Genomic DNA, 13,532 nt, shown 5'->3' on the forward strand with positions numbered 1-13,532 from the left:
ATTTATCCTATAAATAACTTTCATTTATATATTACCGAAAAGGTATATTACAAATACTTATTTATAAATGTTACTAATTTTAACCATTGATTCATAAGAACACTCGGCGATAATCAATTTTTCACAAAAACATGGAAAATGAAAAATCTAAAAACAATCCTTTTTAAATGATTGGCACTGGAAATCCAATGATTGCAACACCACCACTTATAAAGGAGACTATCAAGATTAATCGGATGAAACATTGCCCATGAACATGGCTTGAGGCATTGGACTCTCAAATGTGGAAAACAAGAAAAAATTGTATGAGAATGAAAAATTGTTCTAACAGTGTAGAATTGCATTATAAGAATACTGATTTTATTGAAATGCATCACAAGCACATGAAAAATCTTAACATTATATTTAAATAATATAAAGGCCTAAAATATTAAAAAAACTTGACAGCGATGTTTAATTAAAACATGATGATATAACTTCATAACAATGATGAAATGAATGAAAATCAAAATGAAAAGTTGTTACTAAGTGAACATGAAATCATCAGGTTAGATACATATAACAACTAACCCCGACAAACATATGCTCATGATTGAAGTTGAAGTTAAAGCAAGAATTGATGATTTTGCCGATATGGAAGACAGGCTCTACAGGCTCGGCGCCGCCAAGACCAAGACCGAGTTCCAGGAGGACATCTACTTCCAAAGCCCCATTGTTGATTATGCCGAAACCGATGAGGCGTTGAGGATAAGGACAACCAACAATGACACATTCATCACATATAAGGGTCCTAAGCTCAACAGTGACGCGAAGACAAGAAAGGAAGTGGAGATGAGGATTGAAAGCGCCGAGAAGGCAGCGGACATATTCGCTGAAATCGGCTTCACCCCGGCAAGGAAAGTGAGAAAAAGCAGGCAGTACTACACTTACGAGAACTTTGAAATCTCACTGGATGATGTTGAGGGACTCCCTCCATACATGGAGATTGAAGTGGCATTGGATGACGGCACAGACTACAGTGAGGCTCAGGATAAGATATTTGAGCTTTTCGAAATGCTGGGCATCACTGACGGGTTTGAGAGAACCTCATATATGGAACTATTGGAAAACTTAAATAATACTGGATGACTAATATAATATATTAGAATTAATTTATAGGATAGAAGTGATTATTTTGCAATATTTTATTAGTCATTACAATAAGGAATATGAATTGAACTTCCCGGATGACCTTCTCATCTATGACACTACACTCAGGGACGGTGAGCAGACTCCTGGAGTTTGCTTCAGTCCGGATGAGAAATTGGAAATAGCCAGAAAGCTTGACCAGTTCAAGATCCATCAAATCGAGGCCGGTTTCCCGATTGTTTCCCAAAGGGAAAAGGAAACCGTCAAGACCATAGCCGGCGAAGGACTGGATGCCGACATCCTCGCCCTCACCCGTACAAAGCCGGAGGACATTGATGCCGCTCTTGACTGTGACGTTGACGGAATCATCACATTCGTGGGAACCTCAGACATCCACCTTGACCATAAGATGCACATAACCAGGCAGGATGCAATCAACCTGTGCGAATCAGCAGTGGATTATGCAAAGGACCATGGATTGTACGTTGCCTTCTCCGCAGAGGATGCCACACGTACCGACATCGAGTTTCTGAAAAGAATCTACGGCAAGGCCCAGGAATGCGGAGCCGACAGGGTTCATATAGCAGACACAACCGGTGCAATCACACCTCAGGGTATCGATTACATGGTGAGAGAGCTTGTGAAGGACCTTGATGTCATGCTGGCCCTTCACTGCCACAATGATTTCGGATTGGCCGTGATCAACTCAATCACCGGTGTCCTTGCAGGCGCAAAGGGTATTTCAACCACAGTCAACGGTATCGGTGAAAGGGCAGGTAACGCATCCCTTGAAGAACTCATCATGGCAATCAAGATTCTTTACGGCAAGGACTATGGGTTCAAGACCAAGTACATCAAGGAACTGTCTGATCTCGTGTCAAACGCAAGCGGACTGCCGATTCCATACAACAAGCCTGTTGTTGGAAACAATGTATTCCGCCACGAGTCCGGAATCCACGTCGATGCAGTCATCGAGGAGCCATTATGCTACGAGCCATACCTGCCGCAGCTTGTGGGCCAGAAACGCCAGCTTGTTCTGGGCAAGCACTCAGGATGCCGTGCGGTCAGGGCCAAGCTCAACGAGTGCGAGCTTGACGTGAGCGATGATGAGCTGATTGAGATTGTAAGACAGGTCAAGAAGCAAAGGGAAGAAGGAAAATACATTAACGATCAGGTATTCAGGGAAATCGTTAAAAACACAAAGAAATAGGTAGTCAAAATGAACATTACTGAAAAGATACTCTCCGCAAAGGCTGGCCATGAGGTGACACCGGGGGAAATCATTGAAATCCCGGTGGACCTTGCAATGTCACATGACGGAACCTCCCCACCAGCCATAAAGACATTTGAAAAGATAACCGACAAGGTGTGGGACCCGGAAAAGATTGCAATAATCTTTGACCACAACATCCCAGCAAACACAATAGGCTCAGCGGAGTTCCAGAAGGTCTGCCGTGAATTCATCAAAACGCAAAATATCACTAAAAACTACATTCACGGAGAGGGAATCTGCCACCAGGTCGTTCCGGAAATGGGACTGGTGGAACCGGGCAAGGTCATTGTCGGCGCCGATTCACACACCTGCACTTACGGTGCCTTCGGAGCCTTTTCAACCGGAATGGGTGCAACAGACCTTGCGATGGTGTGGGCAACCGGCAAGACATGGTTCATGGTGCCTGAGGCAATCAGGATGGAAGTGACAGGTGAAATGAATCCTTACATCGCACCGAAGGACATCATACTGAACATTATCGGAAGCATAGGCATAGCCGGCGCAACCTACAAGACCGCAGAGTTCACAGGACCCGTCATCGAGAGCATGGGCGTTGAAGGGCGTGCCACAATGTGCAACATGGCAATCGAGATGGGCGCCAAGAACGGGATAATGGAGCCGAACAGGGAAGTAATCGACTACATATGCCAAAGGACAGGCAAAAAGGAATCCGAGCTCAACATAGTCCGCTCAGACAAGGATGCAGCATATGAAAGGGAGCTTGAATTCGACATCACAGACATGGAGCCGCAGATAGCATGTCCGAATGACGTGGACAATGTCAAGGACATAAGCAAGGTTGAGGGAACAAGCGTCGACCAGTGCCTCGTGGGCTCATGCACAAACGGAAGGCTCTCAGACCTGAAGGATGCTGCGGAAATCCTGGAAGGAAAAAGCATCAACGACAGCGTAAGGCTGATTATCCTTCCGGCCTCAAGGGAAATCTACCAGGAGGCGATTCATGAGGGATACATTGACACATTCATCAACGCAGGAGCGATAATCTGCAACCCAGGCTGCGGACCATGCCTCGGAGGACACATGGGCGTGCTGTCCGAGGGCGAGTCATGCATATCAACCACCAACCGTAACTTCAAGGGAAGAATGGGAGACCCCAAATCCTCAGTTTACCTGTCAAACTCCAAGGTGGTTGCCGCATCCGCACTGACAGGAGTCATCACCAATCCAAAGGACATATAAAAAGGTGTATTTAAATGGCACAGGACAAGAACGAAGCTAACAAACGACTAATCGAGAAGATGAATGACCTTGAAAAGGACTACGGTCAGGAATTCTCAAACACACAGAAAATACTCTTGACAACAGACGGATCAATAACTGCCATCCTCGATGTGCTCTACGGCAAGATCACACTTGACACCATAGACCAGCACCTTGAGGAGGCAGACGCCAAACGCGCAGAACTGGTCAACGTGAATGAGGGCGATGAGATCAACTTCAGGGAAGTTCTCATGCACAAGGGCGACCAGCCACTAATATACGCAATATCCCACGTGCCGCTGGGAAGATGCACAAGGGAAATCTGCAATGACCTTCTAAGGGCCGACATACCGATCGGAAGGATATTGAAGAACTATCATGTGGAGTCAAGAAGGGAAGTCAACAACATATTCATCGAAAAGCCGAATGACAAGCTGAAGGAACTGTTCGACACCGACGAGGATTTCCTGGCCCGTGACTATGTGATAATAAACAATGACGAGATACTCATGTGGATTAAGGAAATGTTCCCTGTGAGTTACTTTACAGAAATATGATGGTGTTTTAAATGGGTGTTAAGCTAAAGGATATTATTGAACCGGAAAAAATCAGCATCAAGGACCTGGAGGGAAGGGTCGTGTCAATTGACGCTTTCAATACATTATACCAGTTCCTCTCAACAATCAGGCAAAGGGACGGAAGACCGTTGAGCGATGAGAACGGCAACGTGACCTCACACTTGAGCGGAATACTCTACCGCAACTCCTCCATGATTGAAAACGGCATAAAGCCAATATATATCTTTGACGGCCAGGCACCCGAACTCAAAAGCGAAACCCAAGCCAAAAGAAGGGAAATCCGAGAGGAGTCAGAAAGAATATTCAAGGAGGCGCTGGCTGAGGGAGACACCGAGAAGGCAAGAAAATACGCCATGAGGTCATCCAAGCTGTCGCCTGAGATTATCGAATCATCAAAGAAGCTCCTGACACTTATGGGAATACCCTATATTGAGGCCAAAGGTGAGGGAGAGGCGCAGGCCGCATATCTAGTTTCCAAGGGGGACGCCTATGCTGTGGCGTCACAGGACTATGACTGCCTGCTTTTCGGAGCGAAAAGGGTTGTGAGGAACCTTGCCGTCAACTCCAACGCCAAGAACCTCGAGTACTACCGGCTGGACAGGGTGCTCAGGGAACTCAACATCACACGTGAAGAACTCGTTGACATGGGAATACTCATCGGAACAGACTTCTGCGAAGGCATGAAGGGAGTCGGGGCGAAGACAGCATTGAAACTCGCACGCAACAATCAATTGAAAGAAAAAATATATGAACTTCAAAAGGAATCCTCACATGACCTTGACGAAGTCCGTGAAATATTCCTGAACCATAACGTCAACACAGACTACAATATCAAATGGGGAAAACCCGATAAGGACAAGATAATAGAGTTTTTATGCTTCGATCACGGGTTCTCACAGGAGCGTGTGGCTAAGGCAAGCGATAAACTGAAGAACTTGAACTCTTCACAGGGCAGTCTTGACGCATGGTTTTAACATTAACATAGGTTTAAATACTCGTGAAAATAAACTAATATTAGGGTTCCAAATATCCTATGCAAAAATATGCAATCTACCACCACACACCCCAGATTGTATTTTTAACTAAACACTTTGGAAACGGCAGCTGTCAAGGGGACGGTGAACGCCAGTTTCTCGTATGGGATATATTCTATGGAGTCCTTAAAAGTATAATGGTATTGATGGTTTCTCACCACCACAAAAACCCGGAAATCATCAATGCTATTTCTAATAGGGAGGAAAGTCCTCGCCGAAAACTTTTTTTGCATATTTAACCGCCAGGTCAACCTGATCGGCATAGTCAATGAGCATCTGTTTTTCAAAATATTCTCGTGAAGGTGCCCTTAAAATAAGTTTGAATAGTTTTTCATAGGTTTCGACTGCCTTGGACTTGTCAAAACCGTATTCACTGACCACATCAGGTGTCAGCTTCTCGAAGCATGGTATCTCCAGTGTCTTGCAGACCGTATCGGTTGAAAAGTAGGTCATGCGTATCAATGGTGAGACCGATGAGACGAGTACATGGTTTCCCAGTTCTATCAGGGGAGGAATGCCTGTGCGCTCGTAGCGCTCCATCGATGTTAGCTTATTGTAGTTTTTTAGGTTGAAGCAGTGCAGTTCAGTGTAGAAGTCCGGTTCAAAGTACTCTATAAGGTCAAGTATCTTTGCGCCGAGTTCTGACTCGTAGTACTCCTTCTTGATGGTTGATATGTATGGTGTCCTGTCAAAGTTATAGAAGTAGAATTGTCCGCTGGATAAGTCATCCTCATTGATTCTTTCAAGGAATTTCAGGGAAGTGTATCCCTCGTTTCCATGGATCCCTCCTATGAATAGCTTGACGGGTCCGTCTCCATTGTCAATGTATCTGAAGTAGGACATGAAAAAAAAGAAAAGAATGGGAAGGAAAATATTATGTTCCTTCTTGCCAGTTTGCCATGTATGCTTTTTGCTTGTCGGTTAATGAGTCGATTTCAATGCCCATTGCCTTGAGTTTCATGCTTGCGACATTGTAGTCGATTTCATCAGGTGCCTTGGTGACTCCAACAGGCAAGTCGTTTTCAAGGATGTGTTTTGCGGATAGTGCCTGCACTGCAAAGCTCATGTCCATGATTTCTGCAGGGTGTCCCTGTCCACGGGCTGCTGAAAGGTTTACTAAACGACCATCAGCCAGCAGGTAAATCTTACGTCCGTCCTTGGTTGTGAATTCCTCAATACTTTCACGCACTTCCTTGACTTCAGTGGAGATTGCTTCAAGGTCTGGCCTGTTGATTTCTACGTTGAAGTGTCCGGAGTTTGCAAGCATGCATCCGTCCTTCATGTACTTGAAGTCGTCGCCGCAGATGATGTCTGCATTACCAGTCACGGTAATAATCAGGTCTGCCTGTTTTACTGCTTCACGTATGGTCATTACGCGGTAACCATCCATTCTTGCTTCCAATGCACGGATTGGGTCGACTTCAGTGACTATTACATCAGCGCCTAATCCTGCAGCACGGAGTGCAAGTCCACGGCCGCACCAGCCGTATCCGCACACGACTACGGTTTTTCCGGCAATGACCATGTTGGTTGTTCCCATGATTGCGTCGAAGCTGGATTGTCCTGTACCATAACGGTTGTCGAATAAGTATTTAGTGTAAGCGTCGTTAACGGCGATTACAGGGAATTTCAATGCTCCGTCAGCGTGCATTGCCTGTAGCCTGTGAACACCAGTTGTGGTTTCCTCACAAGCTCCCTTGATATGCTTCAGGAGTTCTGTTCTTTCATTGTGAAGAACCATGATCATGTCCGCTCCGTCGTCAATGATTATGTCAGGCTTGTGGTCAAGCACCATGTTGATTGTCTGGTAGTATTCCTCATCGTCCTGTTCTCTCCAGCCGTAAACGTTCAATCCAAGGTCTGCTGCCCCAGCCACTGCATCGTCGTGAGTGGATAGCGGGTTGCATCCGGTCATTGCAACTTCAGCCCCTCCGGCCATGAGGGTGAGTCCCAGGTTGATTGTCTTAGGCTCCAGGTGCAAACAGGACCCGATTGTGATTCCTTTGAAAGGTTGAGTTTCCAAATATTCCGCTTTGATGTGTTCCAAAACAGGCATGTGTTTTTGAACCCATTCTATTTTTCTCACACCTTCAGGTGCGAGTGACATGTCTTTAACTTTACTCATAATATCATCATTAAAAATTTAGTAATAATTAACTTTATAACTTGGAAGTTATTAAATATAACTTTTTTGTTAGTGTTAAATTGGATTTGATGCGGTCAATTTGAAAATGATTCTAATTTTATCAGTTGAAGTATAGTGTTAATTTTTCAAAAATTCCTTCCAACATCACTAAAATCACCCTGAAAAACAAAAACTTTAAATGTAATGATTAAAATATATATATTTGTTAGATGCCGGGGTGGCTCAGCTGGTTAGAGCGCACGGCTCATAGGGTAATAAAGCAGTGCTCTAGCTTATTCCTGGGATACCGTGAGATCGCGGGTTCGAATCCCGCCCCCGGCATCCTATATCCCAGGAATATTTCCATCTAAACTACTATTTTTAACTAGGTTTTTTCAAATCATAAGTGTTTTATACTTTTTTTGACTAAAAATAGAATTGAGGAATTTGAAATGTTATATAATACACTTGGAAAAACCGGTCTTGAGGTTTCAAGGCTTGGTTTTGGAACAATGAGACTTCCCACCAAAAGGAACAATGCCGATATCGACAGGGAGGAAGCCTCAAAGATGCTTGCTTATGGGATTGAAAATGGAGTCAACATCATAGACACCGCCTACCCTTACCATTCCGAAGGCTTGGAGGGAAGCGGCGAGAGCGAAAGGTTCCTTGGCGAGTTTTTAAATGAGAATTCATATAGGGACGACATCATCCTTCAGACAAAATCCCCTGTATGGGCCGTTGAGAGGAAAAGTGATTTCGACATGTTTCTTGATGAGCAGCTCGACAAGCTCCAGACCGATTCCATTGACATCTACCTTCTCCATTCCTTGACAGTTCCGGATTGGGAGAAGGTCAGGGACCTGGACGTCTTTGATTTTCTGGATGATGCACTTGCTTCTGGAAAGGTGAAGCATGTGGGCTTTTCCTCACACATTGAGGTGGATTATGTCATCGAGATCATTGACGAGTATCCTAAATGGGAGGTAGCCCTGACCCAGCTGAACTATCTGGATGAGTATTACCAGTCAGGAGTCATGGGGACCAATTACCTCAGGCAGGTCAATATGGGAAGCATGATTATGGAGCCTCTTCGTGGAGGAAGATTAGTGAATAACATCCCTGACGAGGTTCAGAAAATCTGGGATATGGCCGAGGTCAAGAGGACTCCGGTGGAGTGGGCCCTTCAGTACCTTTGGAATCGTGATGATGTTGATTGCGTCTTCAGCGGAATGACCAGCTTGGAGCAGGTCAAGGACAACATAAGGATCGCTTCGACAGAGGATATAATCTCTGATTATGATAAGGAAATCATCCGTGAGGTAGCGCGCACTTACAGGACTTTTCTCGGAAATGACTGCACTCGCTGCGGATATTGCATGCCTTGCCCTCATGGCGTGGACATCATAAACTGCCTGACCGAGTACAATATCGCTCATATGATGGGTGATCCCAAGGCCAGTGCGATGCAGTACTTCAGCCTGATTGACGATGACTCCCGTGCGGACAGCTGCGTTCAGTGCATGGAATGCATTCCGTTCTGCACTCAGATGCTGAATATTCCTGAGGAGCTTCAGAAGGTCTATGAGTACTTCGGCAGCGAGTTTGATCATTTCTGATTTGGCTTATTGTACATTTAAGTCAAATTTTTTATCCATTTTAGATTTGTATTGAACAGTTCACTATATAATTTTAAAACTTCATATACTTTTTTTATTAAATTTTTGAAAACTTCTATTTTTATATACTAAAAATTACAGATTACAGTATATATAAAGATTTATATACTACGAACTTGAAATATAATTTCAATAGGAAGATGTTTTCCGACTAGTATATTGTGGAGCTTGATTTTAATGAGCGATATTCCAGAAGAAAAAATAGAAAAAGTAGTCGAGCAAATGAGAGAGGACAACATCAAATTCATCCGTCTTCAATTTGTCGACATTAACGGTACTGTAAAAAACATCGTCATACCATTCAATGGCGAGGACATGGGAGAATTATTCAACGAAGGAATGCTATTCGACGGATCATCCATTGCAGGATTCGTAGGAATCAACGACAGTGACTTGGTATTGAAACCTGACATTGACACTTACTCAAGATTATCATGGAGACCGGAGGAATCCGCAACATGCAGATTCATCTGTGACGTGTGGACAGCCGACGGCGAACCTTTCATAGGAGACCCGAGGGGAGTACTCAAGAAATCCCTAAAGCACATTGCAGACATGGGGCTCCAATACAACATCGGACCGGAGCCTGAATTCTTCATCGTGGACATCGATGAGAACGGATATCCTATGCCATACGATGAAGCGGGATACTTTGACGTTGAGCCTTTGGACAAGGGACCTGATTTCAGACGTGAGCTGACCCTGAACCTTGAGGATTTGGACTTTGAAGTGGAAGCATCCCACCACGAGGTAGCGCCGGGTCAGAACGAAATTGCATTCAAGTTCAAGGACGCACTGAAAACCGCTGATGCCGTAATCACATTCAAGCAGGCTATCAAGGCAATCGTGGACAACATGGCCACATTCGACCAGATGGACTACAGGGTGACATTCATGCCTAAGCCGTTCTTCGGAGTGAGCGGAAGTGGAATGCACTGCCACCAGTCAGTCTTTAAGGGAGACAGGAACCTGTTCTCAGACCCTAATTCAGAAACCGGCCTTTCAAAGGATGCGCTTCACTTCATGGGAGGGCTGCTTAAGCATGCTCCGGCAATTACTGCAATCACCAATCCTATTGTCAACTCATACAAACGTCTGGTTCCAGGTTATGAGGCACCGGTCTACAGAGCATACGGTTTAAGGAACCGTTCCGCACTCATCAGGGTTCCTGCGGCACGTGGTAAGGCAACACGTATCGAGTACAGGTCACCTGACCCTGCATGTAACCCATACCTTGCCTTCACAGTGATGCTTGAGGCTGGTATTGACGGTATCGTCAACAAGATTGATCCTGGAGACCCAGTGGAAGTTGACCTTTACCAGTTAAGCGAAGAGGAAATAGCCGACAGGGGAATCAAGGTATTGCCAACCAGTCTCTGGGAAGCTTACCATGCCCTTGAAGAGGACCCATTGATATTGAACGCTTTAGGCCCTCACGTCAGCGAGAAGTTCCTTGAGCTCAAGTATCAGGAATGGGACGAGTACCGTGTTCAAGTGTTTGGATACGAGCAGAGAAAGTATTTGGATATCTAATCCAGATACACTATTTTTTTAATTTTATGGAGCCTTTTTTATGTCCGAATCCGAGCATCGCATGATTGAAATATTGAGGATATTGAGTCAGCAGGAAAAGCCTACCGGTTCAAAGCTGATAGCGGATGAGCTGAAGGAGAAGGGTTTTAACCTGGGCGAGCGTGCAGTGCGCTATCATATGCAGGTTTTGGACGAGAAGGGCTTTACCGAAAGGAAGGGTTACTCGGGCAGGGTAATCACCAGCCTCGGTCGTGAGAAGCTGGAGAAGGGCTTGATTTATGACCAGGTCGACTTCATCTACTCAAAATTCGAGGAAATGATTTATTTGACTGACTTCAACTATATCACGCAGGAAGGAAATGTTGTAGTCAACACATCAACCGTTTATAATGAAGAATCAATCAATATACTTAAAAGAATTATTGAAAGTGGTCTTTCTGTTAGTCCTTACGTCAATATAAATGAAGGTAAAAGTGGAGGAGGAATTGATGTCACCACATTGTGCGGAACAACAATCGACGGAATACTCCTCAATGAGGGAATATCATCACAGCCCCAATACGGAGGACTGCTTAAAATAGAAGACTCACAGCCAATAAGGTTCAAAGAACTCATATCATACAAGAAAACATCACTGACACCATTGGATGCCTTCTCAAGTCCCAAAAGGACAAGCATACATGATGTCATAAGCACAGGCGACGGAATAATCCCCGCCAACTTCAGGCTCATACCTGGAGTCGGACGCGAAAAGACCGTTGAGATACTCAAAAAGCTTGACGGCATCGGAATAGGAGGAGTTCTTGGAGTTTCCGATGAGGGAAAGGACATCCTTGGAATACCAGTGCCTGACGGAATGGTTGGAATCGCAGTGGTTGGAGGAATAACCCCATTCTGCGCAATACAGGAGGCAGGTGAGGAAATCGACATCAAAATAGCTGAAGAGATAATGGACTTCAAGACACTCTCACCGATAACCGGACAGATAAGAAACCATCTGAAGCCGGTGGAGCATGACATTCAGCCGAAAATACCTTTCCTGCTTTCAAAGTCATGGAACCTGATCCAGCAGGTGAACTTCGATGTCGAGAAAAGAAAAGGAAACATCATCTCAAACGTGTCATACCTGAACAGGAAGGATGTCGATTACGCATTAAGCATCATGGAAGAGACCTATAACGACAATCCGAAATACATAAATCCCTACTACAAGCTAATAAATCATCCTGAAAATGATGAAAAGGTGGGAATTGCAACCATCTGTAGCTTGAGCATTGACGGAATACTTATAAACAATGGAATAATGTCCAATCCGAAATACGGAGGATTGCTTGAGCTGACCGAACCGCCGCTTTTCATCGAGCTGATTTCATATAACGGATCTACAGTCGACCCCCACAAGATTTTCCTCTCAAAGAACATGACATCCATTTCAAGTGAAAGTTCCCCGAGAAAGATTCTGGCGGGTTTCAAGGAAATTCCTTATATCGCACGGGACTATGCCGTGGAGCTGCTGGACACCCTGGACAAGATCGGCTTTTCAATCTATAAAATAGGAAAGCCTCGGGAAGTGACATACAATGCCAAGGCGGAAAACTATAATTTCGGTGTTGTTGCCGGAAGCGGCCTTAATTCAATCGGTGCGGTTAGGGAAAATGGTGTCGATGTCGAGGTAAAGGCAATTGAGAAGCTGCTGCCTTTTGAAAAAATGGATAGATTGTAACTATACCACAGTTACATCCACTTCTTCACCATCTTTTGGGTAATGTATGAATTCGATGATGTCATCTTCAACCTCATAAACGTCTATTTCAACTATTGCTCCAAGTTCGCTTTCATCCAAGGATACGAGGAGCTTGAATCCAGGTTTACCGAAGTATTCTGAAAAGTCAACGTTCAGGACTTCCCCTTCTGCGAAAATCCTGTTGTATGAGATTTCAATGTTGTCATGCATCTTCACGTTTTCCTTCAAATATTCAACTGCTTGTTTTGTTGTTAACTCTAGTGTTTTCATGACTGTCACCTTCTTATAATAATGAGTATGTTTCATCATATATAAAGTTGTTTGTTATGATACGAACAAAAAAATTTTTCGATGAGGAATGAAAATGAAGAAAATAAATAAAAAAAGAGAGATTATAGTACTTCTATTACAATTTCATTGCCATCATGGATATGACGGATTTCCAGCAGGTCATCTTCAATCTCATGCAAGTCAACTTCAACGGATTGATTCAGGATTTCACCGGTCAATTGCAAACCAACCCTAAGGCCTTCTCCAGTCACTTCATCTTCTTCAGTAAGACCTAACACTTCACCAGGTGCAAAAATACGATTATATGAAATTTCAAAAACATCTCCAACATGCACCTTATTTCTAACGTATTCGACAACCTCTTCAAAAGTCATTTCTACTTCTTCAACCATATTTACCAACTCAAAAAATTATTTTAAAAAAAAGAAAAAGAGAGAAGGAATTATAAATTCCTGTATTCTCTGATTGAAGTATATTCGTCGTCTAATTCGCCGTATTCAGCTAATTTTTCTTTGTTAGCTTCAGCGTCTAAGTAAAGGTTACCTTTACCGTTGAGACCAATATCTCCAGTATAGTGAATGTATTTACCTTCAAAGGTACTTCCTTCAATTTCAGGATCTACAACGATACCGTCGAGGACAAATCCTTCGAGTAATCTTCCAAGGAATCCGTGGATAACGATGTTACCGTTTTTCATTTGTCCACCAGGCCAACGGTTTACGTCACCGTCAATTTCAATGAGCCCTTTGGTCATGTGAATACCAGCTAAGATATCACAGTTACCTTTAACGTGGATCCTACCACCGGTTAAACATTCACCACATTGTTTTCCAGCGTTACCGCCAACAACGATTTGTCCACCAGTCATACCTCTCCATTCACCAATGTAAGAAGCACCAGTGAATTCTTTAGTGTTTCCTTCAATT

General features: G+C 44.0%; 12 protein-coding genes, 1 tRNA gene and 1 pseudogene. 9 read left to right on the forward strand and 5 right to left on the reverse strand.

Annotation, left to right across the window (positions count from 1 at the left end):
- Positions 1-588: 588 nt before the first annotated feature.
- Genes cyaB through fen form a run of 5 tightly spaced genes read left to right on the forward strand, consistent with a single transcriptional unit; the run spans position 589 to position 5,174 of the window.
- The gene (gene cyaB, locus QZU77_RS08595; protein WP_295603118.1) at positions 589-1,128 is read left to right on the forward strand and encodes a class IV adenylate cyclase; all 540 of its coding nucleotides are present in this window, start codon (positions 589-591) and stop codon (positions 1,126-1,128) included.
- 46 nt (positions 1,129-1,174) lie between these two features.
- Positions 1,175-2,338: a homocitrate synthase family protein gene (locus tag QZU77_RS08600; RefSeq protein WP_295603120.1), complete on the forward strand. Its 1,164-nt coding sequence runs from the start codon at positions 1,175-1,177 to the stop codon at positions 2,336-2,338.
- 9 nt (positions 2,339-2,347) lie between these two features.
- Complete coding sequence (hacA, locus tag QZU77_RS08605) at positions 2,348-3,601, forward strand: homoaconitase large subunit (protein ID WP_295603122.1); 1,254 nt, start codon at positions 2,348-2,350, stop codon at positions 3,599-3,601.
- A 14-nt stretch (positions 3,602-3,615) separates the two neighbouring features.
- Complete coding sequence (locus QZU77_RS08610) at positions 3,616-4,179, forward strand: chorismate pyruvate-lyase family protein (protein WP_295603124.1); 564 nt, start codon at positions 3,616-3,618, stop codon at positions 4,177-4,179.
- 11 nt (positions 4,180-4,190) lie between these two features.
- On the forward strand, positions 4,191-5,174 hold the full coding sequence (gene fen, locus QZU77_RS08615; RefSeq protein WP_295603126.1) for a flap endonuclease-1: 984 nt from the start codon (positions 4,191-4,193) through the stop codon (positions 5,172-5,174).
- A 252-nt stretch (positions 5,175-5,426) separates the two neighbouring features.
- Here the strand turns inward: fen and QZU77_RS08620 are convergent, their stop codons facing one another.
- Together QZU77_RS08620 and QZU77_RS08625 are read right to left on the reverse strand one after the other, a co-directional pair.
- Complete coding sequence (locus QZU77_RS08620; RefSeq protein ID WP_295603128.1) at positions 5,427-6,077, reverse strand: DUF2119 domain-containing protein; 651 nt, start codon at positions 6,075-6,077, stop codon at positions 5,427-5,429.
- Positions 6,078-6,108: 31 nt separating this feature from the next.
- Entirely contained in the window at positions 6,109-7,359 is a 1,251-nt protein-coding gene (locus tag QZU77_RS08625; protein WP_295603130.1) for an adenosylhomocysteinase, read from the reverse strand.
- Between the two features lie 232 nt (positions 7,360-7,591).
- On the opposite strand from QZU77_RS08625, the gene QZU77_RS08630 reads away from it, so the two are divergent.
- The 4 genes from QZU77_RS08630 to QZU77_RS08645 all read left to right on the forward strand — a co-directional run bounded on the left by QZU77_RS08630 (position 7,592) and on the right by QZU77_RS08645 (position 12,294).
- Positions 7,592-7,701 (forward strand) — tRNA-Met (locus QZU77_RS08630).
- A gap of 110 nt (positions 7,702-7,811) precedes the next feature.
- On the forward strand, positions 7,812-8,978 hold the full coding sequence (locus QZU77_RS08635) for an aldo/keto reductase (RefSeq protein WP_295603132.1): 1,167 nt from the start codon (positions 7,812-7,814) through the stop codon (positions 8,976-8,978).
- A 237-nt stretch (positions 8,979-9,215) separates the two neighbouring features.
- Positions 9,216-10,571, forward strand: a complete 1,356-nt coding sequence (gene glnA, locus QZU77_RS08640; protein ID WP_295603134.1) for a type I glutamate--ammonia ligase — start codon at positions 9,216-9,218, stop codon at positions 10,569-10,571.
- A gap of 40 nt (positions 10,572-10,611) precedes the next feature.
- The gene (locus QZU77_RS08645) at positions 10,612-12,294 is read left to right on the forward strand and encodes a DUF128 domain-containing protein (RefSeq protein WP_295603136.1); all 1,683 of its coding nucleotides are present in this window, start codon (positions 10,612-10,614) and stop codon (positions 12,292-12,294) included.
- Here the strand turns inward: QZU77_RS08645 and QZU77_RS08650 are convergent, their stop codons facing one another.
- The 3 genes and pseudogenes from QZU77_RS08650 to QZU77_RS08660 form a co-directional block, all read right to left on the reverse strand.
- Complete coding sequence (locus tag QZU77_RS08650; RefSeq protein ID WP_295603138.1) at positions 12,295-12,585, reverse strand: DUF2097 domain-containing protein; 291 nt, start codon at positions 12,583-12,585, stop codon at positions 12,295-12,297.
- A 122-nt stretch (positions 12,586-12,707) separates the two neighbouring features.
- Positions 12,708-12,998, reverse strand: a complete 291-nt coding sequence (locus QZU77_RS08655; RefSeq protein WP_295603140.1) for a DUF2097 domain-containing protein — start codon at positions 12,996-12,998, stop codon at positions 12,708-12,710.
- 50 nt (positions 12,999-13,048) lie between these two features.
- A pseudogene (locus QZU77_RS08660) lies at positions 13,049-13,532 on the reverse strand (formylmethanofuran dehydrogenase subunit C); the annotation flags it as partial.

This window comes from uncultured Methanobrevibacter sp. (genome assembly GCF_902774605.1).
Taxonomy (GTDB): domain Archaea; phylum Methanobacteriota; class Methanobacteria; order Methanobacteriales; family Methanobacteriaceae; genus Methanocatella.